The sequence below is a fragment of the Brenneria tiliae genome (assembly GCF_023347575.1).
Lineage (GTDB): Bacteria > Pseudomonadota > Gammaproteobacteria > Enterobacterales > Enterobacteriaceae > Brenneria > Brenneria corticis.
Genome location: NZ_JAKPCB010000096.1, coordinates 155,387 through 181,931, shown reverse-complemented (window position 1 = coordinate 181,931; position 26,545 = coordinate 155,387). Strand labels below are relative to the sequence as shown.

Here is a 26,545-nt window from a genome sequence, read left to right as displayed (position 1 = left end):
ATAAAAACGGCGGGAAAAGAGAAGTTTACCCAAAACGGGGGCGGGTTTCATCCCTGGCGTCAGCCAATGAGGTAGGTCGCGGTGGCGCTGGCGATGTGCGATTGCCGTTCATTGTGCAGGTCGGCCCGCGCCACGGCGACTTTATTGCCGCCGCGCAGCAGCTGGCTGGTGATAGTGAAACGTTCCCCGTGGCCCGGTCGCAGATAGTCCACCCGCATATCAATCGTTCCCATGCGGGCAAGCCGCTGGCGGAATTCGTGCTCGCTGATGGTTTCATGGCGCAGCAGCGTGTTGCCCACGCAGACCAGTCCCGCCGCCACGTCCAGCCCCGCGGCAATCACGCCGCCATGCAGGATTCTCTGCAGGGCGTTGCCGATCAGCTTGTCCTGCCGATCGAAGGTCAGCGTGGCGCAATCGGCGGCGAAATGCCGCAATTCCAGCCCCAATTCGCCGTTGAACGGCATGTTGTAGATAAAGATGTCGGCAACCAGCTGGCGAACCTGCTCCCTGGTTAACAGAACGCCTGGCGTTAATGGTGTGTTGGGCATGAATGTTCTTCCCGTATGCCTGGGTTGCCGCGCGCTTGCTATCGCATCGAAAGGTAAACTAAGCGTTTATTTTATGCGTTAATTTTGTTTCTTTCCAGAAAAGGCCGAGAAATGGCCGAAGGTTGATTCAAATGTCGCCGAACCGTGTAAAATGGCGCGTTTATCAAATTGGATAATTAGCATGATCGCTCAGGAGAGAAAGTGAATGCGTAAAATCGTTGGCATGTTGATTATGCTGCTGGCAACATACGCCCAGGCGCAAGAGGCGAAAATAGAGCAAGTGCATGACAAGCCCGCAGTGCGCGGCAGCATCATCGCCAGCCTGTTACAGCAACACGATAGCCCGTTTATTCTCTATCCGTATGAGAGTAACTATATGCTGTATACCTACACCAGCAATGTCAATAAAACCGCGATACAGAGCTACAACTGGGCGGATGAGGCGCGCAAGGATGAGGTGAATTTCCAGCTTAGCCTGGGTTTCCCGCTCTGGCGCGGTATTCTCGGCGACAATTCCCTGCTGGGCGCGTCCTATACGCAACGTTCCTGGTGGCAGTTATCCAACAGAGGCGAGTCTTCGCCGTTTCGCGAAACCAACTACGAGCCGCAGCTTTTTCTCGGCTGGGCGACGGATTACACCTTTGCCGGCTGGACGCTGCGCGATGTGGAAGTCGGATTCAACCACCAGTCCAACGGGCGTTCCGAACCCACGTCGCGCAGTTGGAATCGCGCCTATGTCCGGCTGATGGCGCAAAACGGCGACTGGCAGGTGGACCTGAAACCCTGGATTCGCTTTTCCGACAGCGAGGACGATAATCCGGATATCGCCAAATATATGGGGTACTACCGTGTGCGCGTCGGCTACGTCTGGGGCGACAGCGTATTCAGCGCGGAAGGGCGCTATAACTGGAACAGCGGCTACGGCGGCGGTGAACTGGGCTGGAGCTATCCGCTGACGGATCATGTGCGCTTTTACACCAAGGTATTCAGCGGCTATGGCGAATCGCTGATTGATTATAATCACCGCCAGACCCGTTTCGGGATTGGGGTAACGCTGAACGATATGTTCTAGCGCTAACCGGCGCCGAATCATGGCGGCGTTGTCAAGGCGCGCTCTGCGACATTGCGTGCGTCAATCAGCATTTAACACATAAGCGGGTAAAACGTTGCAGTTTTACCGCATGACGCCGAAAATGGCGTTTGTTTGATTTCAGCGGATGGGGAAGGCGTGTCTACGGCGGAAGTATTAAATAAAGAAGCGCTGGCCGTTCAGGTTTTGCGGGATACGTTCGGCTACCAGCAATTCCGGCCGGGCCAGCAGGAAATTATCAATGCGACCATCAGCGGGCGGGATTGTCTGGTGATTATGCCCACCGGTGGTGGGAAATCCCTGTGCTATCAAATCCCCGCCCTGGTGATGGACGGCCTGACGCTGGTGGTTTCCCCGCTGATTTCACTGATGAAGGATCAGGTCGATCAGCTCCAGGCCTACGGCGTGTCGGCGGCCTGCCTCAACTCGACGCAAACCCGCGAACAGCAGCACGAGGTGATGGCCGGCTGCCGTTCCGGGCAGATCAAGCTGCTGTATATCGCCCCCGAGCGCCTGACCACCGACAGCTTCCTCGACCATCTTATCCACTGGCGGCCGTCGCTGATTGCGGTGGATGAAGCGCACTGTATTTCCCAATGGGGCCACGACTTCCGCCCCGAATACCGGGCGCTGGGGCAGGTGAAGCAGCATTTCCCCGGCCTGCCGGTGATAGCGCTGACCGCCACCGCCGATGAAACCACGCGGAGCGATATCGTACGCCTGCTCGACCTTCAGTCGCCGCTGGTGCAGATCAGCAGTTTTGACCGGCCGAATATCCGCTATACGCTGGTGGAGAAATTCAAGCCGCTCGATCAGCTGTGGATGTTCGTTCAGGGGCAGCGCGGCAAAAGCGGCATTATCTACTGCAACAGCCGGGCCAAGGTGGAGGATATCAGCGCCCGCCTGCAAAGCCGCGGGCTGAGCGTGGCGGCATACCACGCCGGGCTGGACAACGAGCGCCGGGCGCAGGTGCAGGAAGCCTTCCAGCGCGACGATCTGCAGGTGGTGGTGGCGACAGTGGCCTTCGGCATGGGCATCAACAAGCCCAACGTGCGCTTTGTGGTGCATTTCGATATTCCGCGCAATATTGAATCCTACTATCAGGAAACCGGGCGCGCCGGGCGGGACGGCCTGGCGGCGGAGGCGGCGCTGTTTTACGATCCGGCCGATATGGCATGGCTGCGGCGCTGTCTGGAGGAAAAACCGGCCGGACAGCAGCTGGACATTGAACGCCATAAGCTGAATGCGATGGGCGCCTTTGCCGAGGCGCAAACCTGCCGCCGCCTGGTCTTGCTTAACTATTTCGGCGAAGGCCGTCAGCAGGCGTGCGGCAACTGCGACATCTGCCTCGATCCCCCCAAGCGTTATGACGGACTGGTGGAGGCGCAAAAAGCGCTCTCCTGCGTGTATCGGGTCGGACAGCGCTTTGGGATGGGGTATATCGTCGAAGTGTTGCGCGGGGCGAATAACCAGCGCATCCGCGAATTCGCTCATGACAAGCTGCCGGTGTACGGCATCGGGCGCGATAAATCTCAGGAGCACTGGGTCAGCGTGCTGCGCCAGCTGATTCATCTGGGGCTGCTGCAGCAGAATATCGCCCAGTACTCGGCGTTACAGCTCACCGAGTCGGCCCGTCCGGTGCTGCGCGGCGAAGTGCCGTTGCAGCTGGCGGTGCCGCGGGTGATTAACCTGAAGCCGCGCGCCGCCAGCCAGAAGTCTTACGGCGGAAACTACGATCGTAAGCTGTTCGCCAAACTGCGCAAGCTGCGCAAATCCATTGCCGATGAGGCCAACATTCCGCCTTATGTGGTGTTCAGCGACGCCACCCTGCTGGAGATGGCCGAACTGATGCCGATCACCGCCGCGGAGCTGCTGAATATCAACGGCGTCGGGCACCGCAAGCTGGAGCGTTTCGGCGCGTCCTTTATGTCGATGATCCGCGATCACGTTGATAACGGCGACGACGAGTAGCGTCCGGCCCGCTCAGGCTTTTCTGGCGCTCGCCAGCAGCGTGCCGACCAGGATAAACAGCGAGCCGAAAGTTCGATTCAGTATCCGCATCTGCCGGGCGCCTTTCAGCCAGCCGGCGATACGCTTGGCCAGCGTGGCATAGCCGATCATCACCATAATATCGACGATAATGGTGGTGGCGCCCAAAACCAGATACTGCGCGGCCTGCGGTTGATGCTGGATGATAAACTGCGGAAACAGCGCCGCCAGAAACACGATGCTTTTCGGGTTGGTCAGATTAACCAGCACCGCGCGCTTCAATAGCCTGCGGCGCGGCAGGGTGCTGGCCAGCGCACGCATATCCAGCGAGCCTGCCGCGCGCCACTGCTGGATCCCCAGCCAGATCAGGTACGCCGCCCCCAGCCATTTCAGCAGGTCGAAAATCAGCACGGACTGCGCCAGCAGCGCCCCCAGCCCGACGCCCACCAGCACGATGTGTACCGCCAGACCGATCTGTAAACCGGTTATCGAGGCGATGGTGCCGCGATAACCGTGGCTGATGCCGGTACTCATGGTATTGATGGCGCCCGAACCGGGCGAAAGGCTGAGAATAAGCGTCGTCAGTAAATAGGTTAACCACCAGTCGAAGGTCACTTGCGAATGCTCCCGGAAATTTTTTATGGCGGGCTATCCCTGCCCGCCACCCTACGGGCCGTTGCTACGCAACGTTGAAAATCGCTCCCTGCGATTTTTTATGCCACAATACGCCGATGCATATAGTTGCGCTATAGCTCAAAAGTTCCGATAGCTTTACTGGCCTGCGCCGGAGTGTGTGGATGACTCAGTATCTCAGTAGCCTGTTAACGCGTGAAGCGCAGTTTTCTGCCTTTGCTACCGGGGCGTTGCTGGATTTCTGGCGTCAGCGCGAAGAAGGGGAGTTTATCGGCGTCGATAATGTGCCGATCCGCTTTGTGCGTTTTAGCGCGCCGCAACACGATAAAATCGTCGTGGTGTTCCCCGGACGTATTGAAAGCTATGTAAAATACGGCGAAGTGGCTTACGATCTCTTCCATAACGGCTATGACGTACTGATGATGGATCATCGCGGGCAGGGGCGTTCCGGGCGCCTGCTCGCCGATAGCCACCGCGGGCACGTCGTGCGCTTCAGCGATTATGTGGATGATGTCGAACTGCTGTGGCAACAGCAGATTGCCCCGCAGGCGCATACCCGTCGATTTGCGCTGGCTCATTCGATGGGCGGCGCGATCCTGGCCCGGTTTCTGGCGCGCCAGCCGCAGGCTTTCGATGCCGTGGCGCTCTGCGCGCCGATGTGCGGCATTCATCTGCCGATGCCAAACTGGCTGGCATGGCGCATCGTCGACTGGGCGGAGCGCCGCCCCGCGATACGCGACTATTACGCCATCGGCACCGGGCAATGGCGGCCGCTGCCTTACGTGGTCAATATGCTGACCCACAGCCGCGAGCGCTACCGGCGCAGCGTCAGATTTTATGCGGACGCCCCGGAGCTGCGCGTTGGCGGACCGACCTACCATTGGGTACGCGAAGCGCTGACGGTAGGCCGGGAGTTGCTGGAGCAGGCCGCCGATATCACTACGCCGCTGCTGCTGTTGCAGGCGGAAGAAGATCGGGTGGTGGATAACCGCAGCCAGGATCGGTTTTGTCAGGCTCTGGCGCAGAGCGGTCACCCCTGTGCGGGCGGGGCACCCCGGATTATCAACGGGGCGCGGCATGAGATTCTGTTTGAGAAAGATAACATTCGTGCTCAGGCATTCGAGCTGATTCTGGAGCATTTTGCTCGCTATTATTAAATTACCACCAGAGGTTGGATCTCACCGTTATGTACCATGTCGTAGCTTCCGATTTAGATGGCACCCTATTGTCGCCCGACCATACGCTCTCCCCCTATGCGAAAGAAACCCTCAAGCTGTTGACCGAAAAGGGGATTCATTTTGTCTTTGCGACGGGGCGGCACCATATGGACGTGGCGCAAATCCGCGACGGTCTGGGCATCAGCGCGTTTATGATCACCTCCAACGGCGCGCGGGTGCACAACACCCAGGGCGATTTGATCTTCAGCCATAATCTGGACCCGGACATCGCCCGCGATCTTTACGGCGTGGCGCACCACAACCCGGATATGCTGACGCACGTTTACCGCGACGATGAGTGGTTTATGAACCGTCAGAGCCCGGACGAGGAGCGTTTTTTTAAAGAGTCGGTGTTTAAGTACCAGCTGTTCGAGCCAGGCCTGCTGGAGACCGACGGCGTCAGCAAGATCTTTTTTACCTGCGATTCCCACGAGCAGCTGCTGACGCTGGAAGAGGCGATCAACGCGCGCTGGGGCGATCGCGTCAACGTGAGCTTTTCCACGCTGACCTGCCTGGAAGTGATGGCCGGCGGGGTATCCAAAGGCCACGCGCTGGAGCAGGTGGCGAAGATCATCGGCTTTTCGCTGCGCGAGTGCATCGCTTTCGGCGACGGGATGAACGACTACGAAATGCTGTCGATGGCGGGCAAAGGCTGCATCATGCAAAACGCCCACCAGCGTTTGAAGAATGTGCTGCCGGCGCTGGAGGTGATCGGCAGCAACGCGGAAAGCGCGGTGCCGAACTACCTGCGGGATTTGTTCCTGCGATAACCGCGCTCAGCGCGGCTTGTGCCGATAGTCCACGGCCTTGTCGGGAAAATCGGTGAACAGGCCGTCGACGTCCGCCCGTTGATAAAGAATATGGTAAAGCTGGTCGATGTCCCCGGCATAGGCGGCAATCCGCTTCATGGCGCCCGGCTTGAGCATCCAGTCATAGTCGTTGTTTAGCCACTTTCCGTCGGCCTGTTTTTCATAGGTTTCCTGCCAGTCGGTATAGGCGATAATCTGTATCAGATTCAGGTCCATCTTCATTTCGGGCTGTAGTTCGCTCTTGATGCGTTTAAGCTCCGCGACATCGAAAGATTGCAGGAATACCCGGTCGCTTTTCCGGGGGTAGCCATACTGCTTCAGTACCGTCAGCACTTCGCGGGCAATGTCTCTGCCTTCCTGATGATGGAACCACGGGGCTTTGATTTCAGGATAGATACCGATATTTTTGCCGGTCGAGTGATTCAGGCCCTGAATAAATTCAATTTCTTCTGAAAGGTATGGACGCGAAAGTCGGATTTCCACATGGGAAAACGCTGGGGATAACCTGGTACCCGTTTGCCGTCTTTAATGTCGAACCCTTCGGTAAATTCATGCGATCAAACCTCTTATCTGTTAAGAGAAAGGCGGCGTCGATGGGACGCCGCCAGAGGGATGCTTACAAGACGGGATTATGCCTGTCTGGCTAACTCTTCCTTATGCTTTTTCTCACTGATCATGACGACGATTAGCAGAAGCACCGACAGGATGCTGCCGCCGATCATCACCATAAAGCCGCCGTCCCAGCCGAAGAAGTCCACGGTGTAACCGACGATGGCGCTGGCGGCGACGGAGCCGCCGAGATAACCGAACAGACCGGTGAACCCGGCCGCCGTACCCGCGGCTTTCTTCGGCGCCAGCTCCAGCGCATGCAGGCCGATCAGCATTACCGGTCCGTAGATCAGGAAGCCGATGGTGATCATGCACGCCATATCCACATGCGGATTGCCCACCGGGTTCATCCAGTACACTATGGTGGCGATGGTGACCAGGGTCATAAAGAACACGCCGGTGGCGCCGCGGTTGCCTTTAAACACTTTGTCGGACATCCAGCCGCACAGCAGCGTGCCGGGGATGCCGGCATATTCGTAGAGGAAATAGGCCCAGGAGGATTTGTCCAGCGCGAAATGTTTTACCTCTTTCAGATAGGTCGGGGACCAGTCGAGAATGCCGTAGCGCAGCAGGTAAACAAATACGTTGGCGATGGCGATGTACCACAGCAGCTTGTTGGGGAAAACGTACTGCATAAAGATTTGCTTCGCGGTCAGCTCTTCTTCGGCTTTCTCATCATAATCAACCGGATAGTCGTTTTTATACTCTTCGATCGAAGGTAAGCCGCAGGACTGCGGCGTATCCCGCATCAGGGCAAAGGCGATCAGCGCGACCAGAATGGCGGCAAACGCCGGCATATACAGGGCGGCTTTCCAGTCGTTAAACCAGGCCATCCCCAGCAGGAACAGCAGCGGTGGAATACCGCCGCCGACGTTATGCGCGCAGTTCCAGATAGAAACGATGCCGCCGCGTTCCTTTTTCGACCACCAGTGCACCATGGTGCGTCCGCACGGCGGCCAGCCCATGCCCTGAAACCAGCCGCACAGGAACAGCAGCACGAACATGACCGCAATGCTGGAGGTAGCCCAGGGCACGAACCCCATAAACAGCATGACCGCTGACGCCAATATCAGGCCCGCGGGCAGGAACACGCGCGGATTGGAGCGGTCGGAGACCGAACCCATGATAAATTTGGAAAAGCCGTAGGCGATCGAAATGCCGGATAGCGCGAAACCGAGATCGCCGCGCGAGAACCCTTGTTCGATCAGGAATGGCATCGCCAGGGCGAAATTTTTGCGCACCAGATAGTAAGCGGCATAGCCAAAGAAGATGCCCATGAAAATTTGCCAACGCAGGCGACGATACAGTGGATCGACCTGATCCGCTGCGACGCGGGGCTGGTGTGTAGCGGGTTTAAAAATACTCAGCATTTCTGCCTCCAATACGCCCAAAAACGATAATTTTTTGTTCTATAACGAAGGTAAGACTATCCAATTTCGCCCTTTTCATCTGTGAGTTATCGCTCAAATGTTACATTTTTATGAAGGTATGACATTTTTTCTTACTTACATTAACAAGGCTTATGCAATTATGGAATTGATTTTGGTGACACCCATCACATATGTGACTTTTAATGACTATTCAATTTTCGTTTTATGTTCGTTTTTGCTCTTTATCAAACATTAACCTTGTATTTTGTGTCCCAATAGCGCCAGGTCAGGATCCGCGAGAAGAGGGCGTATGCAAAATAAGGGGTCATACCGGGAAACCGATGTCATTGTGATTGGCGGTGGAGCGACGGGCGCGGGAACCGTGCGGGATTGCGCGCTGCGGGGATTGCGCTGCCTGTTGATCGAACGCTTTGATATCGCCACCGGCGCCACCGGGCGCAACCATGGTTTGCTGCACAGCGGATCGCGCTATGCGGTGACGGACGGCGAGTCCGCGCGCGAATGTATTGAAGAAAACCAGGTGCTCAAGCGCATAGCCCGCCACTGCGTGGAGCCGACGGACGGCCTGTTTCTGACCTTGCCGGAAGACGACCTCGCCTATCAGGGCCAATTTATCGCCGCCTGCCGACAGGCGGGGATCAACGCCCAGGCGATTGATCCCCAGGAGGCGCTGCGTCTGGAGCCCGCCGCCAACCCGGCGCTGATTGGCGCGGTTCGGGTGCCGGACGGCACCATCGATCCTTTCCGCCTGACCTCGGCCAATATCATCGATGCCACTGAGCACGGCGCCGAGGTGCTGACTTATCATGAGGTTATCGGTTTGATCCGCCAGGGCGACCGCATCACCGGGGTGCGCGTATTCGACCATAAAAACGCCGTCGCCGGCGAGATCTACGCCCAGGTGGTGGTCAACGCCGCGGGGATCTGGGGGCAACATATCGCCGAGTATGCCGATCTGCGCGTACGCATGTTCCCGGCGAAAGGGGCGTTGCTGATTCTGGGACACCGTATCAACAACATGGTGATTAACCGCTGCCGCAAACCGGCCGATGCCGACATTCTGGTGCCGGGAGACACCATCTCCCTGATCGGCACTACCTCGACCCATATCGATTACGATCAGATCGATAATATGACGGTCACGCCCGCGGAAGTGGAAATCCTGATGCGCGAAGGCGCCAAACTGGCGCCGCAGCTGGCGGATACGCGCATTCTCCGCGCCTATGCGGGGGTGCGTCCGCTGGTGGCGAGCGACAGCGACCCCAGCGGGCGCAGCGTTAGCCGCGGCATTGTGCTGCTCGACCATGCCAGCCGCGATGGTCTGGAGGGTTTTGTTACCATCACCGGCGGTAAGCTGATGACCTACCGGCTGATGGCCGAGTGGGTGACGGATAAAATCTGTGAAAAGCTGGGCTGCGACGTGGCCTGTACCACGGCGCAGACGCCGTTGCCCGGTTCGGAATCCGGCACGGAACGCGCGGCGGAACCTCAATCCGCCGGGCGCCGCTCCGCCTCCGTCGGGCATTTCTCCGCGCCGAAAAGCCCGCTATCGGACTCCCAAAACAGCGCCTTTCCGTTGTCCGCGCCGCTGCGCGGATCGGCGATTTACCGCCACGGCGAACGCGCCGGGCGTCTGTTGTCCGGCGAGCGTCTGGACGGCAGCCTGGTCTGCGAGTGCGAAGCCGTTACCGCCGGCGAAGTGCGTTACGCGGTGGAGTCGCTCCAGGTTAATAATCTGATTGATTTACGCCGCCGCACCCGCGTCGGGATGGGAACCTGCCAGGGCGAGCTTTGCGCCTGCCGGGCCGCGGGATTGCTGTGCCGGCTGGGGCAGTCGACGCCGGAGCAATCCATCGTCCAGCTCAGCCAGTTTCTCAATGAACGCTGGAAAGGCATTCGCCCGGTCGCCTGGGGCAATACCCTGCGTGAAAGCGAGTTTACCAGTTGGGTATATCAGGGGTTGTGCGGCCTGACGGCCGATGATGCGCGGGAGGAACAGCATGCGGTATGACGCGGTTATTATCGGCGGCGGGCTGGCGGGGTTAACCTGCGGCATCCGGCTGTCCGAACAGGGCAAACGTTGCGCTATCGTCAGCGCCGGGCAAAGCGCCCTGCATTTTTCTTCGGGCGCGCTGGATTTGCTCGCCTGCCTGCCGGACGGACAGCCCGTCGACCAGCCGTTAAGCGCGCTGGACGAGCTGGCCCGGCAGGCGCCGCGCCATCCCTATACGCTGATGGGCGCCGAGCGGATCGCCGCCCTGTTGCCGGAGGCTCAGGCGCTGCTGGTTCGCTGCGCCATGCCGATGCTGGGCGACTATCGGCACAATCATCTGCGGATGACGCCGCTGGGCAAGTTTCGCCCCTGCTGGCTCAGCCAGCCGGACAGCGTGACCCGCGGCCTGGCCGGCACCGCTCGCTGGGAGCGCCCGCTGGTGGCCGGCATTGAAGGATTTCTGGATTTCCAGTCGCGTATGGTGGCCGGGACGCTGCAGTCGCAGGGCATCGCCGCCCGCAGCGATGATGTCAAACTGCCGGTGCTGGATCGGCTGCGCCGCAACCCCAGCGAGTTCCGGGCGGTGAATATTTCCAGGGTGCTCGATCTGCCGGAAAATCTGGCGGCGCTGGCGGAAGAGCTGACGGTATTCGCCAGCGGCAATGATGCGGTGATCATGCCCGCCTGTCTGGGGCTGGACGGACCGGCGGCGCTGGACGGGCTGCGCCAGGCGCTTGGCAAGCCGGTGCTGCTGCTGCCGACGTTGCCGCCTTCGTTGCCGGGACTGCGTCTGCATCAGGCGCTGCTGCGCCGCTTTCGCCGGCAGGGTGGGATCGTTATGCCGGGCGACCGGGTGGAACGCGCCGTGCTGGAAGCGCAGGGCGCCGCGCTCTATACCCGTAATCACCGCGATATTCCGCTGCGGGCGCGGCACGTGGTGCTGGCCAGCGGCAGTTTCTTCAGTAACGGTCTGCTGGCGCGCTTCGACCGGGTCAGCGAACCGGTGTTCGGGCTGGATGTCCGCTTCGCGGCCCGGCGGGAGGAGTGGAGCCGGCAGGATGTGTTCGCCGCCCAGCCTTACCGGCAATTCGGCGTGATAACCGATGACAATCTGCGCCCCGCCATCGCCGGTAAAACGGCGGATAACCTGTATGCCGTCGGCGCGGTGCTGGAAGGGTTCGATCCCATTGCGCAGGGGTGCGGCGCGGGCGTATCGCTGCTCAGCGCGCTGTATGCCGCCGACCTGATTCTGCAGGAGGACAACCAATGAGCCTGCTTGACGATAACAGCTTTGAAAATTGCATCAAATGCACGGTGTGCACCACCTATTGTCCGGTATCGCGGGTTAATCCGCTCTATCCGGGGCCGAAACAGGCCGGGCCGGATGGCGAACGTCTGCGGCGCAAAGATCCCGCGTTGTATGATGAGGCGCTGAAGTACTGCACCAACTGTAAACGCTGCGAAGTGGCCTGCCCGTCGGACGTTAAAATCGGCGACATCATTCAGCGCGCGAAAGCCAACTACAGCAGCCATAAGCCCACCCTGCGCGACGCCATTCTGAGCCATACCGATCTGATGGGAACGGTTTCCACCCCGTTTGCTCCGCTGGTGAACACGGCGACCGGCCTGAAACCGGTGCGTCAACTGCTGGATAAAGCCTTAAAAATCGACCATCGCCGCCAGTTGCCGAAATATTCCTTCGGCACCTTCCGCCGCTGGTATCGCCGGCAGGCGCAAAGGCAGCAAGGCTACCCCGAGCAGGTCGCCTACTTTCATGGCTGCTACGTTAACTACAACCATCCCCAGTTGGGAAAAGATCTGGTGCGGATTTTTAACGCCATGAATATCGGCGTTCAACTGCTGAGCAAAGAAAAGTGCTGCGGCGTGCCGCTGATCGCCAATGGCTTTCACGATCGGGCGAGAAAGCAGGCGCGGGTGAATATTCAATCGCTGGACGAGGCGATCAACGGCAAGTCCATACCTGTGGTGGCGACGTCGTCCAGCTGCGCCTTTACCTTGCGCGATGAATATCCGCATCTGCTGGGCGTGGACACCGAGCGCGTGCGCGATGGCATTGAACTGGCCACCCGGCGGCTGTACCGGCTATTGGAGGAAGAGGGGCGTGAACTGCCGCTGCGCGCGCTGCCGCTGCGGGTGGCCTATCACACCCCCTGCCATCTGGAAAAGATGGGCTGGACCGCCTACACGCTGGCGCTGCTGCAGCGCATTCCCGGTATCGAACTGAGGGTGCTGGATTCCCAGTGCTGCGGCATTGCCGGCACCTACGGCTTCAAGAAGGAAAATTACGCCACCGCGCAGGGGATCGGCGCGCCGCTGTTTCGGCAGATCGAGGAAAGCGGCGCGGATGTGGTGATCACCGACTGCGAAACCTGCAAATGGCAAATCGAAATGTCCACCGGCAAGCCGTGCGAACACCCGATCACGCTGCTGGCGCGGGCGCTGACTGAGGCGTGAGGGGGGGAACAAGGAAGCCCATCAAATAAAATGCTTTACAGACGCGAATGATAATGATTATTATTGCACTGCTTTCCGGGGAAGCCAACCGGAAGACCGGGTGGAGACATCCAGGTCACCGGGCGGTTTCTGCGAAGGCACGACATTGCTCACATTGCTTCCAGTATTTATTTAGCCAGCTCGGGTGCTGGCTTTTTTTTTAGGTTATCCCTGCCCGCCACCCTCCGAACCGCCACTGCGTGACGCTGAACTCTGCGTACTTATCCCGTTCTGATTTTTTGAACCGGGCGGTGAGTTTTTTGCGCTATCTTATTCCCGGCTACCCGTTAGACTTTGACTTAAAACCTATCCCATTAGGCAGCTAACGAAACGCGGGGAGAAACCGACATGATTTACGTACGCAAAGCGCAACAGCGCGGCCATGCAAACCACGGCTGGCTTGACAGCTGGCATACTTTCTCATTTGCCGACTATTATGAACCGGAATTTATGGGCTTCTCGGCGCTGCGCGTCATCAATGAAGACCGGATTGAAGGCGGCAAAGGCTTCGGCACCCATCCGCATAAGGATATGGAAATCCTCACCTATGTTCTGGAAGGTACGGTTGAGCATCAGGACAGCATGGGCAACAAAGAGCAGATTCAGGCCGGCGAGTTTCAGATCATGAGCGCCGGCACCGGGATTCGCCATTCGGAATACAACGCCAGCCGTGATGAGTTGCTGCATCTGTACCAGATTTGGATTATCCCGCAACAAGCCGGGCTGACGCCGCGCTATGAACAAAAACGCTTCGATATGCCGCAGGGCCGCCAGTTGGTGCTGTCGCCGGATGCCCGCGACGGCTCGCTGCAGGTTTTTCAGGACATGACGCTGTGGCGCTGGGCGCTGAAGCCGCAGGAACAGTCGATTTATCGGGTACAGGCCGGACGCCGGATCTGGATCCAGGTGGTGCGCGGCAGCGTGGAGATTAACGGTCATCAGGCGGCGACCAGCGACGCGCTGGCCGTCTGGGATGAAGAAACCCTGTCGGTTCATGCCGCTCAGGAGAGCGAAATCCTGCTGTTTGATTTACCGCCGGTATAAGCGCCGCGGCGTAAACGCATCCGGCGCTTGCCGCATCGCCCTTGGGCCGCCGTTCGTAACGTTTAAAAACGCCGGTCCTGATATGCCGTGCGCGCTTTTTTTGCTAGAATCCCGCTCAATATTTCAGGCGTGATCCGTGGATAATGAAGAAAAAAAGACCGGTTCTCCAGGATGTTGCCGACCGGGTCGGCGTGACGAAAATGACGGTGAGCCGTTATTTGCGCAATCCGGCTCAGGTTTCCGTGGCGTTGCAGGAAAAGATAGCCATTGCACTTGACGCGCTGGGCTACATCCCCAATCAGGCCCCCAATATGCTTGCCAGCGCCACCAGCCGGGCGATCGGCGTGCTGCTGCCGTCGTTGACCAACCAGGTGTTTGCGGAAGTGCTGCGGGGTATTGAACGGGTTACCGAAGCGCAGGGTTATCAGACCATGCTGGCGCACTATGGGTATCACCCCGAAAAGGAAGAGCAGCGGCTGATGTCGTTGCTGGCCTATAACATCGACGGCCTGATTCTGTCCGACCGTTTGCATACCGATCGCACCCGTCAGATGATTGATGTGGCGGGTATTCCGGTGGTGGAACTGATGGACTCGGTTTCTCCCTGCCTGGATATCGCGGTGGGGTTCGATAATTTTGCAGCGGCGCGGCAGATGACCCAGCATATGATTGAGCGGGGGCGCCGCCACGTGGTTTACCTCGGCGCGCGTCAGGACGAACGGACGATCATAAAATGCCGCGGCTATCAGCAGGCGATGCGGGATAACGGGCTGGCGAGCTATTGCGTGATGAGCGAGCTCGCCTCTTCCTATTCGCTGGGGGGCGAGTTATTGCGGCAGGCGCAGGCTGAGTATCCGCCGATCGACAGCATTTTCTGTACCAACGACGATCTGGCCGTCGGCGCGATGTTCGAGTGCCAGCGCCAGGGATTGCGCGTGCCGCAAGATATGGGGATCGCCGGTTTTCACGGGCACGACATCGGTCAGGCGATGGTGCCGAAGCTGGCCAGCGTGCTTACCCCACGCGAGCGCATGGGGCAGATTGGCGCGGAGCGCCTGCTGGCGCGTTTGCGCGGCGAGCGGGTTACGCCGGCAATGGTCGATGTCGGTTTCACTTTGCTGGATGGCGATAGCATTTAGCGCCAAAGCCCCGCCGGCCGATATCACGCCCGCTGATGGCTGCGCAGCGCCTCAACGCAGCGGTTAACCACCTCTTCCATGCTGCCGTCGATGTCTATCGTCAGCACATCCGGCTCGTCGCCGCCCGGTTCTTCCAGCGCGTCAAACTGGCTTTTGAGCAGCTCCGTCGGCATAAAGTGTCCGGCGCGGGCCCTATGCCGCGCCAGAATGATATCGAAACTGCCTTTCAGATAGAGAAAAATCATCCCTTCATTGTCGCGGCGCAGGCGGTCGCGGTAGCGTTTCTTTAATGCCGAACAGACGATGATGCCGGTTTCGTTTTTGTGAAACAGGCTGTAGGCGGCGTCGTTCAGACGTTCCAGCCAGGGGGCGCGGTCTTCGTCATTCAGCGGCGTACCGCCGGCCATTTTCTGAATATTGGCGCGCGGATGCAGATCGTCGCCGTCAATGAATTTGGCCTGAATAGCCCGGGCCAATGCGGCGCCCACCGACGATTTCCCGCTACCTGAAACGCCCATAAGAATAATGCTTTGGCCCGGCATAATTTGATCTCCATCCCAAAATGTAAATTAAATGAAACATATCAGTTCCCGATCTTAACATGTTACCCGTATCATGTTACCGGTATCAAATGGCGATGTGACATATCTCACAAACAATCAGTCATTCCACTGGGTGATTGAAAGGATAATAAATATGACAGAAATAACATCTGCTTATAGTGCCGGCGTGCTGTTGCTGATTGCGGTAGGCGCCGTGGCCTTGTTACTCGTACTGGTTATGCGTTTTAAAATCCATGCGTTCCTGGCGCTGGTATTAGTCAGCCTGGTGACCGCGCTGGTAACAAAAACGCCTTATGAAAATATCGTCCCTACGCTACTGAGCGGTTTCGGCGGTACGCTGGCGTCGGTCGCCTTGCTGGTCGGTTTGGGGGCGATGATCGGACGCTTGCTGGAGGTTACCGGCGGCGCCAACGTATTGGCCGATACGCTGATCAATAAATTCGGTGAGCATCGGGCGCCGTTTGCGTTGGGTATCGCCTCATTGTTGTTCGGTTTCCCCATCTTTTTCGATGCCGGCCTGGTCGTTATGCTGCCGATCATCTTCAGCGTGGCGAAACGTTTTGGCGGCTCAACCCTGAAGTACGCGCTGCCCGCCGCCGGGGCATTTGCGGTGATGCACGCGTTACTGCCGCCTCATCCGGGGCCGGTTGCCGCCAGCGAACTGCTTGGCGCCAATATCGGTCTGCTGGTGATCGTCGGTCTGATTATCGCCTTTCCGACTTGGTATCTGGGCAGCTATCTGTTCGGTCTGTGGGCAGGCAAGAAGTTCCATGTACCACTGCCTTCCACCTTTCTGGAAGAGGTCAAGGCCGATGAACAACATACGCCGCCCTCGTTTTCAGTGGTATTGAGCGTACTGTTGCTGCCGCTGGTATTGATCTTTCTGGATACCGGGCTGAACACGCTGACGGTCATGGGGGTGATAAACGGCGACAATACCGTGGTGCAGGTCCTGCGGATGTTGGGGAAAACCCCGGTGGCTCTGCTGATCACCGTGCTATTTTCTCTGATCATGTTCAGCGGACAGCGCAGCCGCAATCATCTTAATAAGGTGTGTGAAGGCGCGCTCGGGCCGGTATGTTCCATTATTCTGGTTACCGGGGCCGGCGGTATGTTCGGCGGCGTACTGCGCGCCAGCGGGATCGGTACGGCGCTGGCCGATATGCTGTCCGATACCGGTATGCCGGTGATTGTCGCCGCGTTCGTGGTCTCCGCCGCGTTGCGTATCGCCCAGGGGTCGGCCACCGTGGCGTTGACCACCACGGCGGCGCTGATGGCGCCGGCGGTGGCGGCGACCACCGGGCTGAGTCAGTTCGATCTGTGCTTTATCGTTATCGCCATCGCCGGCGGCGCGACGGTGCTGTCGCACGTGAACGACTCCGGCTTCTGGCTGGTCGGGCGTTTCCTGGAAATGGATGAGAAAACCACGCTGAAAACCTGGACGGTAATGGAAACGCTGATCGGCACCATCGCCTTCCTGCTGGCCGCGGCGGGCAGCGTTTTCCTCTGATGGTAATCAGACGGGGCCGCGGCGCCCCGTCGATTTACAGCTTCATATACGCCCGTACGCCGTCCAGAAACATCTGCGTCGACAGCATCACCAGAATCAACCCCATCAGTTTCTCCAGCGCGCTGACGCCTTTCTCCCCCAGCAGCCGTAAAAACAGGTTCGACATCAACAGAATGATAAAAGAGATTGCCCAGGCGATAAATAACGCCAGCGTCAGGTGCGGCAACTGATGGGGATATTGGTGGGAAAGCAGCATCAGCGCCGCCAGAATCGACGGGCCGGCCACCAGCGGGATCGCCAGCGGCACCAGAAACGGCTCTTCCCCGGCGGGCAGGCCGGTGCTGCTGCCCTCCCTGGAGGGAAAGATCATGCGGATGGCGATCAGGAAAAGGATGATGCCGCCGGAAATCGATACCGTTTCGGTGCGCAGATTAAGAAAAACCAGGATCCGCTCCCCGGCAAACAGAAAGGTCAGCATCAGCCCCAGGGCGATAAGCATCTCGCGGATCAGCACCACGCGTCGCCGTTTGGGATCCAGATGTTTTAGCACCGACATAAAGATAGGCAGATTGCCGAGGGGATCCATAATTAGCAGCAACAGCACGGTTGCGGAGATCATTTCTTTCATGGTGGTTTTTTGCTCCTGAAATCGAATGCGGGCGTACATCATCCTGCGCCACGGCGGCCATATTAGAATGACTGCTGAAAAACGTCGTACTATCGAATAAATTCACTTGCGACTTTGCGTACATTTTGTATGGTGGAAAGTCGTTACTCTTAATGTGTTTACTATCATAACTAATGTGTTTACTACACTAAGACAGCAGCCGTAATTCTTTTTGTTACCCCCAAGGCAGGACAGTTACCATGAAAAATGTTGGTTTTATTGGCTGGCGCGGTATGGTCGGTTCGGTTCTCATGCAGCGCATGGTGGAAGAACGCGACTTCGACGCTATCCGCCCGGTGTTCTTTTCCACTTCCCAGCACGGAGAGCCAGCGCCGGCGTTGGGGGGGCGGCAAGGCGTATTGCAGGACGCCTACAATCTGGACGCGCTGCGCGCGCTGGACATCATCATCACCTGCCAGGGCGGCGATTATACCAATGAAGTCTATCCAAAGCTGCGTGAAAGCGGCTGGCAGGGCTATTGGATTGACGCCGCCTCTTCCCTGCGCATGAAGGACGAGGCGATTATCATCCTTGACCCGGTCAACCACGCGGTGATCGGACAGGGGCTGGATAAAGGCGTTAAAACCTTTGTCGGCGGCAACTGTACCGTCAGCCTGATGCTGATGTCGCTCGGCGGCCTGTTCGCCAACGATCTGGTGGACTGGGTGTCCGTCGCCACCTATCAGGCGGCTTCCGGCGGCGGCGCGCGCCACATGCGCGAACTGCTGGTGCAGATGGGCATGCTGCATGGAGACGTGGCGAAAGAGCTTCAGGATCCGGCTTCAGCCATTCTGGATATCGAACGTAAAGTGACGGCGCTGACCCGCAGCGGCACGCTGCCGACCGACAACTTCGGGGTGCCGCTGGCGGGCAGCCTGATCCCGTGGATCGACAAACAGCTGGATAACGGCCAGAGCCGTGAAGAGTGGAAAGGCCAGGCGGAAACCAACAAGATCCTCGGCGGCAGCCGGACGATCCCGGTGGACGGCCTGTGCGTGCGCGTGGGCGCGCTGCGCTGCCACAGTCAGGCGTTTACCATCAAGCTGAAAAAAGACGTGGCGCTGCCGGAAATCGAACAGCTGCTGGCCACCCATAACGACTGGGTGAAAGTGGTGCCGAACGATCGCGAGATCACGATGCGCGAACTGACCCCGGCGGCGGTGACCGGTACGCTGTCCACCCCGGTCGGGCGCCTGCGCAAACTGAATATGGGGCCGGAGTATCTGTCCGCCTTTACCGTCGGCGACCAGCTGCTGTGGGGAGCCGCTGAACCGCTGCGCCGTATGCTGCGCATCCTGCTCTAACCGCTGCGCGCTGGCGCAATTCCCTTGACGGATTGCGCCAGCATTGTTTTTATTGCGCCGATAATTTTTTCCTGCCGATTTGACCGACCTGTTTTTCCCTTGAGGACGACGATGCAAAGACTGACGATATCAATGGATGATCAACTGGCGCGAGACTTTGATGAACTGATGCGGCGCAAAGGTTATGTCAATCGTTCCGAAGCGTTCCGCGATATGTTGCGTCGCGAGCTGGGGGAAATGACGCTGGCGACGGATGAAAACGGAGAGTGCGTGGCGGTGCTGAGCTACGTCTACGATCACCACGAGCGCCAGCTTTCCAGCCGGCTGGCCGAAATGCAGCACGACCATCATGATTTAACGGTCTCCACCATGCACACGCATCTGAGCCATGAAGAGTGTGTGGAAACGGTGATCCTGCGCGGTACTTCCTCACAGGTGGAACATTTCGCGGAATCGGTAATGGCGCAAACCGGCGTGCGTCACGGCAGATTGAATCTTATTCCGTTGTAACCTTTTCAATGCCCGCACAGGCGCGCCGTTTCTGCGAATACCGCCACCGGTCATCCCCAAGCACTACCATCGGTCATCCCCAAGCACTACCACCGTCATCCCCAAGCACTACCACCGTCATCCCCAAGCACTACCACCGGTCATCCCCAAGCACTACCACCGGTCATCCCCGCGGCCGTAGGCGGGGATCCGCTTTTACCGGCGGCTCACAGGCTGAAGTTAAGCCAGATCAAAAAAGTATGATTTTTTTTATAAAGTTCACACCTCGCGGTTAAATCAGCCCCTCCTATCTGTTATAAGTTGAATATATTCCGTTCGATGCCGGTGTAGACACCGGTCTCAGTGTTTAACAGGACAACCCCGCGTGAGCCAACTCCTTGTCGAAAATGAAAGCCGCGAGCTATTGGATGATGTGCAGTGCTATTGGACGTCCCGCGCCGCCGGCTACGCCCAGTTGAACGCCGCCGAACTGGCCAACGCCAAGCGCGCCGCCTGGCTGAAAAAAATCACTGAATATGCCCCGGACAAACCGCGCTTAAAGGTGCTGGATATCGGCACCGGACCGGGCTTCTTCGCCGTGACGCTGGCGCTGGCCGGGCACCGGGTGACGGCGGTCGATATCACCAGGGCGATGCTGGATCAGGCGCGCGCCAACGCGGCGCACTACGGCGTTGCGGTGAACTTCGTGCTATCGGACGTGCATGCGCTGCCGTTTGCCGACGACAGCTTCGACCTGATCGTCGCGCGCAATGTGACCTGGAATCTGGACGCTCCGCAATATGCTTATCAAGAGTGGCGCCGGGTGCTGGCGCCGGGAGGGCGGCTGGTTAACTTTGACGCCAACTGGTATCTGCAGCTGTTCGATGAGCAAAGCCGCCTCGGCTATCTGGCGGACCGGGCCAACGCGCGCTACCTGGGACTGGACGATCACTACGTCAATACCGATACCGTCGCCATGGAAAATATCGCCCGCCAGCTGCCCCTTAGCCGGGAACGCCGCCCGCAGTGGGATACGCAGGCGCTGCTGCAATGCGGTTATCGCAAGATCATGCTGGATACGCGCGTCGGCGATGAACTGTGGGATGAGACGGAAAAGGTGAATTACGCCTCGACGCCGCTGTTTCTGGTCTGCGCGGAAAAATAGTTATCGGGAGCGGCGATGCCGAGTATCAAAACAGCGCTATCGCAGATGTTTTCCGCCTGCGTCCGGGGCGGGTGCCTGGCGCTGCTCGCGCTGGCGGCGTCAGGGGCATCCGCCGCGGCAAGCGCGTCACCGGGTTCGGTTTCCTTAAGCTACGCCAGCACCAAAGATATCCGCGATATCAACCCGCATCTCTACGGCGGCGAGATGGCGGCGCAGAATATGGTGTTCGAGCCGCTGGTCGTTAACCGCGAACAGGGCGTGCGGCCGTGGCTGGCGCAAAGCTGGGAAATATCGCCGGACGGCAAGCGGTACACCTTCCACCTGCGCCAGGGGGTGAGGTTCAGCGACGGCGAGCCGTTCAATGCGCGGGCGGCGAAACAGAATTTTGAAGCCGTATTGGCGAATTATCAGCGCCACGCCTGGCTTGAGCTGGTACGGCAGATCGATAAAATCGACGCGGCGGATGACGACACCCTGGTTCTGCATCTGAAAAATCCCTACTACCCCACGCTGGTGGAACTGGGTCTGACCCGACCGTTTCGCTTTATCTCCCCGCGCAGTTTTATCGACGGCCAGACCAAGAACGGCGTCCGCTCCTATGCCGGAACCGGCCCCTGGCTGCTGGCGGAGCAGGTAAAAAGCCAGTATGCGGTCTTTAAGGCCAATCCCCGCTACTGGGGAACGCCCCCCAAACTGCAAAGCGTGACGTGGAAGGTGATCCCCGACCGGCAAAGTATGCTGCTGGCGTTGGAAAAAGGCGACGTTCAGCTGATCTTCGGCGCGGATGGCGACATGATTGACGGCGATACCTTTATGGCGTTGCAGGCGGCGGGCAAATTTCATACCGCCATCAGCGAGCCGGCGGCCTCGCGGGCGCTGGTACTGAACAGCAGCCGGGCGATAACCGGCGACCGTCAGGTGCGTCTGGCGCTGCAGTACGCGGTGGATAAGCAGGCGATTGCGCAAGGCGTTATGTCGGGCAGCGAAAGCGTGGCGGATACGCTGCTGGCCCGTAGCGTGCCCTATGCCGATATCGCCGATCTGCCGGTCTACCGCTACGACGCGGCAAAAGCCGCCGCGCTGCTGGACGAGGCGGGCTGGCGCTTACCCGCGGGCGGAGCGATCCGCGAGAAGCAAGGCAAGCCGCTGCGTCTGGTGTTCTCTTATAGCACCAACAACGCGGGCGAACAGCAGATCGCCGAAGTGGTGCAAAGCAATTTCCGTCAGGTCGGGGTGGATGTCTCGCTGCTGGGCGAGGAGAAACAGGCGTATCTGGACAGGCAGAAGTCCGGAGATTTTGATCTGCAATATTCCCTGTCCTGGGGAAAACCTTACGATCCGCAATCTTATCTCTCCTCGTTTCGTATTCCGGCGCATGCCGACTATCAGGGGCAAAAGGGGCTGCCGGACAAGGCCGGGCTGGATGCGCTGATCGGCCGGGTATTGATTGAGCCGGACGAGGCGCAGCGCCGGGCGCTGTACCGCCGGATACTGCTGCGGCTGGCGCAGGAGGGGGTTTATATCCCGTTGACCTATTCCCGCGCCAAGGCGGTATTTAGCCCCGGGTTGCAAGGGGTGACCTTTAATCCTTCCCAGTATGAGATCGCTTTTGAAAAGATGTATTGGCGCTAGGTAACCGGTGAGCTGATGACGCGTTATATTTTACGGCGCCTGTTGATGATGGTGCCGCTGTTGCTGGCGATATCAGGGATGGCGTTCGCACTGATTCAACTTTCCCCGTCCGATCCCGCCGAAGTCGCGCTGCGGGTGAATATGATTGTGCCCACGGATGACGCCGTCGCCGCGATGCGCCGGGAGCTGGGGCTGGATCTACCGTTGTGGCGACAGTACCTTTCCTGGCTGCAACGCAGCCTGCATCTGGATTTCGGCACCTCGTTCGTCACCCGCACCGGCGTATGGCAAGAGCTGATGCGGGCGCTGCCGGTGACGCTATGGCTGGCCGCCGGCGCGCTGGGCATGATTCTGCTCTTTTCGCTGTCGTTGGCCATGCTGTGCGTGGCAACCCGGGATCGCTGGCCGGATAGGCTATTGCGGGCGCTGCTGTTTTTGCTTACCGCCATGCCGAACTACTGGATTGGCCTGCTGCTTATCTGGCTGCTGGCGGTCAAGCTGGATTGGCTGCCCGCCGGCGGCGTTCAGGCGCCCGGCGCGGTGATACTGCCGGCGCTGACGCTGGCGCTGGGCTATATCGGCACCTATGTCCGGCTGCTGCGCACCAATATGCTGGGGCAGCTTAACCAGCCCTACGTGGGGTACGCCCACGTTCGCGGGTTGACGCCGCGCCGCATCCTGTGGCGGCATGTGTTGATTAACGCGCTCTATTCGCCGCTGATGGCGCTTGGCATGAGCATTCCCAGGCTTATCGCCGGTACGCTGATCATCGAAAACATTTTTTCCTGGCCCGGTCTGGGCCGGCTGTGCGTGACGGCGATTTTTAACCGCGACTATCCGGTTATTCAGGCCTATGTCTTGCTGATGGCGCTGCTGTTTGTGGCGGCGAACTTCCTGATTGATTTAGTGCAAATGTGGCTGGATCCCCGCTTGCGGCGCGGTATCGCCGGATGAACCGCCGTCTCTGGCTGCGGCTGCGGCAGGATCGGCTGGCGCTGGCCTGCCTGTGTCTGCTGGCGCTGATCCTGGCGGCGGGGTTGCTGGCCCCCTGGATTGCGCCGCACGATCCGCTGCTGGTTTCCTGGCGCGACAAATACCACGGCATCAGCCTGCGTTACCCGCTGGGTGCCGACCATCTGGGCCGCTGCGTTTTCTCCCGCCTGCTGTACGGCATCCGCACCACGGTGCTGGTCTCGCTGTCGGCGATGGCGGCGACGCTGGCGCTCGGTCTGCTGATTGGCATGCTGGCGGGCTATTTTCGCGGACGCGTTGATGCGCTATTGATGCGCTTGTGCGATGTGATGCTCTCTTTTCCCGGCGAGGTGATGATTTTTGCCCTGGTGGGGATGATGGGGCCGGGGCTGCAGAATATTATCCTGGCGGTGCTGCTGGTGAAATGGGCCTGGTATGCGCGGATGATCCGCGGCATCGTGCTGCAATACAGCGATCGGCACTACGTCCATTTCGCCAGAATTATCGGCGGGCCGGCACGCTATATTATGCGGCGGCATCTGCTGCCGGTGACGGCCGCCGAAATAGCGGTACTGGCCACCACCGACAGCGGCGCGGTGATCCTGCTGCTCTCGGCGCTCTCCTTTATCGGGCTGGGGGTTCAGCCGCCCGCGCCGGAGTGGGGCGCGATGCTGGGCGAAGCGAAAAACCTGATGCTGACGCACCCGGAACAGATGCTGCCGGCGGGACTGGCGATCATGCTGGTGGTCGCCGCGTTTAACTATCTGGGGGACTTTTTGCGCGACGTGCTGGATAAGCAGGGACCGGATTGAGGTTGAGTCGTCGTTCGGCTCTCTGCGGTTATGTTTACATTGCTTTTAGTACTTTGATGAAATCAGGCTTGTTTTTTAGAATGTTCAGGACTTTTAGCGCTGTGCCTGTCGGTTGGCGTCGATGTTGCTCCCATGCCTGAACAAGGGAAGGCGAGACGCCTAGCGCTAAAGCAAAATCATCTTGTTTCAACCCTGATAATGTTCGAATTGCTTTCACGTCAGGCATTTCATAGCGAGTGATACGTGCTGCGGTTGTTTTGCCCTCGCTGATTGCGACAGCTTCGTTGACAGACGTCATTAAGTCATTGAAGAAATCACTCATAAAGCCCCCTTTTTCAAACGCTCTATTGCTGACTTGAGCACGTTTTTCTCTGCCCCGGTCAACGTGTCTTTCTGCATCCGCCAGTTCCAACAATGACACTCCCCAACTCCGGGTCGGTAACTAACAATTTTTGAAACTCCGTATACTCATCTTCACTAAGAAGTCTTTCACGTTGTTTGCTGAAAAAGTCAGTTTCAATGAACTCAACATATCTCATTGCGGCGTCCTTACCCTGTTTATGTGTAAAATTTACTCTTACGGGGTGGGAGTATCAATGTATATAGACCGCTAGCGTGAGACGAAGGGGAAGCAGGGATAGCGGCCGGTTCTCAGGCCGCATCGCCGATATCCGCCAATTCCTTGCGCGGTGAAATAAACGGTACGCGCACTTCCACCCGGGTAAATCTGTCGGCCTCACAGACCACGGTGACGCCGAAGCGGTTGCCGTAGCGGGCCTTGATGCGCCGGTCCACCAGATTCATCCCCAGCCCGTCTCCGCCGTGGGGCGGTTGATACATGCCGGCGTTATCTTCCACCGTCAGCTCCAGCGTATTGGCATGCAGACGTCCGCTGATGCGAATATGACCGACGTCGATCATCTGTGAAATACCGTGCTTGATGGCGTTTTCGACAATCGGTTGCAGGGAAAAGGCGGGCAGCCGCGCTTCCAGCAGCTCATCCGGCAGCGAGATATCCACCGTCAGATGATCGGCGAAGCGCGCTTTCTCAATCTCCAGATAGGAATTCACGTGTTCCAGTTCGTCGTTGAGCGAGACCTCATCGTTGCTGCGCTTGAGGTTTTTACGGAAAAAGGTCGATAGCGACAGCACCAGCTGGCGGGCGTGGGCGGGATCGCGGCGTATTACCGCCGACAGCGTATTCAGCGCGTTAAACAGGAAGTGAGGGTTCACCTGCGCGTGTAATAGCTTGATTTCCGACTGTACCAGCAGCTGCTTTTGCCGTTCGAAGCGCCCGGCCAGAATCTGCGCGGAGAGCAGATGGGCGATCCCTTCCCCCAGCGTACGGTTGATGCTGGAAAACAGCTTGTTTTTGGGCTCATACAGCTTAATGGTGCCGATTACGCGCTGTTCTTCGCCTCGTAGCGGGATCACCAGCGTCGATCCCAGTTTGCAGCTCGGTGAAATGGAACAGGTGTAAGGCATTTCATTGCCGTCGGCGTAGACCACCTGATTCTTCTCGATCGCCCGATGGGTGTGGCGCGAGGTGATCGGCGAGTCTACGGTATGGTGATCGTCCCCCAGGCCGATAAACGCCAGCAATCTTTCCCGGTCGGTAATGGCGACGGCCCCGACGCCCAGCTCCTCATACAGGATGCGGGCCACGCGCATACTGTTTTGCTGGTTGAACCCCTGGCGCAGCGCCCCCTCGGCGCGGGCGGCGATTTGCAGCGCCTTGGCGGAAAAGGCCGACGTGTACTTTTCGAAAATGGCGCGCCGGTCGAGCAGAATGCGCATAAACATCGCCGCGCCAACGGTGTTGGTGATCATCATCGGCAGGGCGATGTCCTGCACCAGCTCCACGGCATCGGCAAAAGGACGCGCGACCAGCAGAATTATGGCCATTTGCAGGATTTCCGCCGCCAGCGTGGTCAAGGCCACCACCGAGGGTTGAAACAGCAGGTCGATGCGGTTGCGCTGCGTCAGATAGCGGTGCAGCAGCCCGCCCATCAGGCCTTCCGCAATGGTGGAGAGCATACAGGCCAGCGCCGTCATCCCTCCCATGGAGTAGCGGTGGAGTCCGCCGGTCAACCCCACGAGAAAACCGACCGACGGCCCGCCCAGCATGCCGCCCAGCACCGCGCCGGTGGCGCGGGTATTGGCAATGGAATCATCGATATGCAGGCCGAAATAGGTGCCCATGATGCAGAACATGGAGAAAACCAGATAGCACACCAGCTTATGGGGCAGGCGGATGGTGACCTGCATCAGCGGAATAAATAACGGCGTTTTACTTAACAGGTAAGCGATAACCAGATAAACGCACATCTGCTGCAGTAAAGAGAGGATTAAGTCGACTTGGCTGATCATGAGAAAATACGCCTTGCTGCCCAAGCGCAGTATTGTAGCGCGTTATCCAAAAGAGGAATACCGATCGCGCTCCGTGAGAAATAAA

Annotated in this window: 23 protein-coding genes and 1 pseudogene; 16 read left to right on the top strand and 8 right to left on the bottom strand. The window is 58.7% G+C overall.

Annotated features, from left to right (window positions below; genetic code table 11):
* Positions 1-59 precede the first annotated feature (59 nt).
* On the bottom strand, positions 60-548 hold the full coding sequence (locus tag MFP24_RS10820; RefSeq protein WP_249230554.1) for a thioesterase family protein: 489 nt from the start codon (positions 546-548) through the stop codon (positions 60-62).
* A gap of 232 nt (positions 549-780) precedes the next feature.
* Here MFP24_RS10820 and pldA point away from each other — a divergent pair, with 232 nt between their 5' ends.
* A complete protein-coding gene (pldA, locus tag MFP24_RS10815) occupies positions 781-1,620 on the top strand; it encodes a phospholipase A (protein ID WP_407062001.1) in 840 nt (279 codons plus the stop codon).
* A 156-nt stretch (positions 1,621-1,776) separates the two neighbouring features.
* Positions 1,777-3,609 carry an ATP-dependent DNA helicase RecQ gene (recQ, locus tag MFP24_RS10810; RefSeq protein WP_249230552.1) on the top strand — a complete coding sequence of 611 codons (1,833 nt, stop codon included), beginning with the start codon at positions 1,777-1,779 and terminating at the stop codon, positions 3,607-3,609.
* Positions 3,610-3,621: 12 nt separating this feature from the next.
* Here the strand turns inward: recQ and rhtB are convergent, their stop codons facing one another.
* Positions 3,622-4,242, bottom strand: a complete 621-nt coding sequence (gene rhtB, locus MFP24_RS10805) for a homoserine/homoserine lactone efflux protein (RefSeq protein WP_249230551.1) — start codon at positions 4,240-4,242, stop codon at positions 3,622-3,624.
* Positions 4,243-4,424: 182 nt separating this feature from the next.
* Here rhtB and pldB point away from each other — a divergent pair, with 182 nt between their 5' ends.
* Both pldB and yigL read left to right on the top strand, forming a co-directional pair.
* Positions 4,425-5,417 carry a lysophospholipase L2 gene (gene pldB, locus MFP24_RS10800; protein WP_249230550.1) on the top strand — a complete coding sequence of 331 codons (993 nt, stop codon included), beginning with the start codon at positions 4,425-4,427 and terminating at the stop codon, positions 5,415-5,417.
* Between the two features lie 29 nt (positions 5,418-5,446).
* Positions 5,447-6,247, top strand: a complete 801-nt coding sequence (gene yigL, locus MFP24_RS10795; RefSeq protein WP_249230549.1) for a sugar/pyridoxal phosphate phosphatase YigL — start codon at positions 5,447-5,449, stop codon at positions 6,245-6,247.
* Between the two features lie 6 nt (positions 6,248-6,253).
* On the opposite strand, the pseudogene glpQ reads toward yigL, so the two are convergent.
* Both glpQ and glpT read right to left on the bottom strand, forming a co-directional pair.
* Positions 6,254-6,843, bottom strand: a pseudogene (glpQ, locus tag MFP24_RS10790) (glycerophosphodiester phosphodiesterase); the annotation flags it as partial.
* 72 nt (positions 6,844-6,915) lie between these two features.
* Positions 6,916-8,265: a glycerol-3-phosphate transporter gene (glpT, locus tag MFP24_RS10785; RefSeq protein WP_249230548.1), complete on the bottom strand. Its 1,350-nt coding sequence runs from the start codon at positions 8,263-8,265 to the stop codon at positions 6,916-6,918.
* Positions 8,266-8,575: 310 nt separating this feature from the next.
* Between glpT and glpA the strand changes: the two genes are divergently transcribed.
* From glpA to gntR, 5 genes are all read left to right on the top strand, one after another.
* Positions 8,576-10,297 carry an anaerobic glycerol-3-phosphate dehydrogenase subunit A gene (glpA, locus tag MFP24_RS10780; protein WP_249230547.1) on the top strand — a complete coding sequence of 574 codons (1,722 nt, stop codon included), beginning with the start codon at positions 8,576-8,578 and terminating at the stop codon, positions 10,295-10,297.
* Positions 10,287-11,549, top strand: coding sequence for a glycerol-3-phosphate dehydrogenase subunit GlpB (glpB, locus tag MFP24_RS10775; protein ID WP_249230546.1), 1,263 nt, complete (start codon positions 10,287-10,289; stop codon positions 11,547-11,549). The genes glpA and glpB overlap by 11 nt, the downstream gene beginning before the upstream one ends.
* Positions 11,546-12,754: an anaerobic glycerol-3-phosphate dehydrogenase subunit GlpC gene (glpC, locus tag MFP24_RS10770; RefSeq protein ID WP_249230545.1), complete on the top strand. Its 1,209-nt coding sequence runs from the start codon at positions 11,546-11,548 to the stop codon at positions 12,752-12,754. The genes glpB and glpC overlap by 4 nt, the downstream gene beginning before the upstream one ends.
* A gap of 387 nt (positions 12,755-13,141) precedes the next feature.
* The gene (locus MFP24_RS10765; protein WP_249230544.1) at positions 13,142-13,837 is read left to right on the top strand and encodes a pirin family protein; all 696 of its coding nucleotides are present in this window, start codon (positions 13,142-13,144) and stop codon (positions 13,835-13,837) included.
* Positions 13,838-13,980: 143 nt separating this feature from the next.
* Positions 13,981-14,976 carry a gluconate operon transcriptional repressor GntR gene (gntR, locus tag MFP24_RS10760; RefSeq protein WP_249230543.1) on the top strand — a complete coding sequence of 332 codons (996 nt, stop codon included), beginning with the start codon at positions 13,981-13,983 and terminating at the stop codon, positions 14,974-14,976.
* 23 nt (positions 14,977-14,999) lie between these two features.
* On the opposite strand, the gene MFP24_RS10755 is transcribed toward gntR, so the two are convergent.
* Entirely contained in the window at positions 15,000-15,518 is a 519-nt protein-coding gene (locus tag MFP24_RS10755; protein WP_249230542.1) for a gluconokinase, read from the bottom strand.
* A gap of 154 nt (positions 15,519-15,672) precedes the next feature.
* On the opposite strand from MFP24_RS10755, the gene MFP24_RS10750 reads away from it, so the two are divergent.
* On the top strand, positions 15,673-17,049 hold the full coding sequence (locus MFP24_RS10750; protein WP_249230541.1) for a GntP family permease: 1,377 nt from the start codon (positions 15,673-15,675) through the stop codon (positions 17,047-17,049).
* Between the two features lie 34 nt (positions 17,050-17,083).
* Here MFP24_RS10750 and MFP24_RS10745 read toward each other — a convergent pair whose 3' ends face one another.
* A complete protein-coding gene (locus tag MFP24_RS10745; protein WP_249230540.1) occupies positions 17,084-17,677 on the bottom strand; it encodes a YhgN family NAAT transporter in 594 nt (197 codons plus the stop codon).
* 239 nt (positions 17,678-17,916) lie between these two features.
* Between MFP24_RS10745 and asd the strand changes: the two genes are divergently transcribed.
* The 6 genes from asd to opp1C all read left to right on the top strand — a co-directional run bounded on the left by asd (position 17,917) and on the right by opp1C (position 24,090).
* On the top strand, positions 17,917-19,020 hold the full coding sequence (asd, locus tag MFP24_RS10740) for an aspartate-semialdehyde dehydrogenase (protein WP_249230539.1): 1,104 nt from the start codon (positions 17,917-17,919) through the stop codon (positions 19,018-19,020).
* Positions 19,021-19,131: 111 nt separating this feature from the next.
* The gene (gene nikR, locus MFP24_RS10735) at positions 19,132-19,530 is read left to right on the top strand and encodes a nickel-responsive transcriptional regulator NikR (RefSeq protein WP_249230538.1); all 399 of its coding nucleotides are present in this window, start codon (positions 19,132-19,134) and stop codon (positions 19,528-19,530) included.
* Positions 19,531-19,894: 364 nt separating this feature from the next.
* Positions 19,895-20,674: a class I SAM-dependent methyltransferase gene (locus tag MFP24_RS10730; RefSeq protein WP_249230537.1), complete on the top strand. Its 780-nt coding sequence runs from the start codon at positions 19,895-19,897 to the stop codon at positions 20,672-20,674.
* A gap of 15 nt (positions 20,675-20,689) precedes the next feature.
* A complete protein-coding gene (gene nikA / locus MFP24_RS10725; protein WP_249230536.1) occupies positions 20,690-22,306 on the top strand; it encodes a nickel ABC transporter substrate-binding protein in 1,617 nt (538 codons plus the stop codon).
* Between the two features lie 15 nt (positions 22,307-22,321).
* Positions 22,322-23,260 carry a nickel/cobalt ABC transporter permease gene (gene opp1B, locus MFP24_RS10720; RefSeq protein ID WP_249230535.1) on the top strand — a complete coding sequence of 313 codons (939 nt, stop codon included), beginning with the start codon at positions 22,322-22,324 and terminating at the stop codon, positions 23,258-23,260.
* Complete coding sequence (gene opp1C / locus MFP24_RS10715) at positions 23,257-24,090, top strand: nickel/cobalt ABC transporter permease (protein WP_249230534.1); 834 nt, start codon at positions 23,257-23,259, stop codon at positions 24,088-24,090. Before opp1B ends, opp1C begins: the two co-directional genes overlap by 4 nt.
* 34 nt (positions 24,091-24,124) lie before the next feature.
* On the opposite strand, the gene nadS is transcribed toward opp1C, so the two are convergent.
* Together nadS and MFP24_RS10705 are read right to left on the bottom strand one after the other, a co-directional pair.
* Positions 24,125-24,511 (bottom strand): NadS family protein, encoded by a 387-nt coding sequence (nadS, locus tag MFP24_RS10710; protein ID WP_318011335.1) that lies wholly within the window; start codon positions 24,509-24,511, stop codon positions 24,125-24,127.
* 230 nt (positions 24,512-24,741) lie between these two features.
* Entirely contained in the window at positions 24,742-26,460 is a 1,719-nt protein-coding gene (locus MFP24_RS10705; RefSeq protein WP_249230533.1) for a sensor histidine kinase, read from the bottom strand.
* Positions 26,461-26,545: the final 85 nt, after the last annotated feature.

Coding starts and splice junctions, on each gene's coding strand:
- opp1C (WP_249230534.1), top strand. CDS start 23,257: ATGAACCGCCGTCTCTGGCTGCGGCTGCGGCAGGATCGGCTGGCGCTG.
- glpC (WP_249230545.1), top strand. CDS start 11,546: ATGAGCCTGCTTGACGATAACAGCTTTGAAAATTGCATCAAATGCACG.
- pldB (WP_249230550.1), top strand. CDS start 4,425: ATGACTCAGTATCTCAGTAGCCTGTTAACGCGTGAAGCGCAGTTTTCT.
- glpA (WP_249230547.1), top strand. CDS start 8,576: ATGCAAAATAAGGGGTCATACCGGGAAACCGATGTCATTGTGATTGGC.
- MFP24_RS10750 (WP_249230541.1), top strand. CDS start 15,673: ATGACAGAAATAACATCTGCTTATAGTGCCGGCGTGCTGTTGCTGATT.
- yigL (WP_249230549.1), top strand. CDS start 5,447: ATGTACCATGTCGTAGCTTCCGATTTAGATGGCACCCTATTGTCGCCC.
- gntR (WP_249230543.1), top strand. CDS start 13,981: ATGAAGAAAAAAAGACCGGTTCTCCAGGATGTTGCCGACCGGGTCGGC.
- MFP24_RS10705 (WP_249230533.1), bottom strand. CDS start 26,460: ATGATCAGCCAAGTCGACTTAATCCTCTCTTTACTGCAGCAGATGTGC.
- pldA (WP_407062001.1), top strand. CDS start 781: ATGCTGCTGGCAACATACGCCCAGGCGCAAGAGGCGAAAATAGAGCAA.
- nikA (WP_249230536.1), top strand. CDS start 20,690: ATGCCGAGTATCAAAACAGCGCTATCGCAGATGTTTTCCGCCTGCGTC.
- asd (WP_249230539.1), top strand. CDS start 17,917: ATGAAAAATGTTGGTTTTATTGGCTGGCGCGGTATGGTCGGTTCGGTT.
- MFP24_RS10765 (WP_249230544.1), top strand. CDS start 13,142: ATGATTTACGTACGCAAAGCGCAACAGCGCGGCCATGCAAACCACGGC.
- nikR (WP_249230538.1), top strand. CDS start 19,132: ATGCAAAGACTGACGATATCAATGGATGATCAACTGGCGCGAGACTTT.
- opp1B (WP_249230535.1), top strand. CDS start 22,322: ATGACGCGTTATATTTTACGGCGCCTGTTGATGATGGTGCCGCTGTTG.
- glpB (WP_249230546.1), top strand. CDS start 10,287: ATGCGGTATGACGCGGTTATTATCGGCGGCGGGCTGGCGGGGTTAACC.
- MFP24_RS10755 (WP_249230542.1), bottom strand. CDS start 15,518: ATGCCGGGCCAAAGCATTATTCTTATGGGCGTTTCAGGTAGCGGGAAA.
- MFP24_RS10745 (WP_249230540.1), bottom strand. CDS start 17,677: ATGAAAGAAATGATCTCCGCAACCGTGCTGTTGCTGCTAATTATGGAT.
- MFP24_RS10820 (WP_249230554.1), bottom strand. CDS start 548: ATGCCCAACACACCATTAACGCCAGGCGTTCTGTTAACCAGGGAGCAG.
- glpT (WP_249230548.1), bottom strand. CDS start 8,265: ATGCTGAGTATTTTTAAACCCGCTACACACCAGCCCCGCGTCGCAGCG.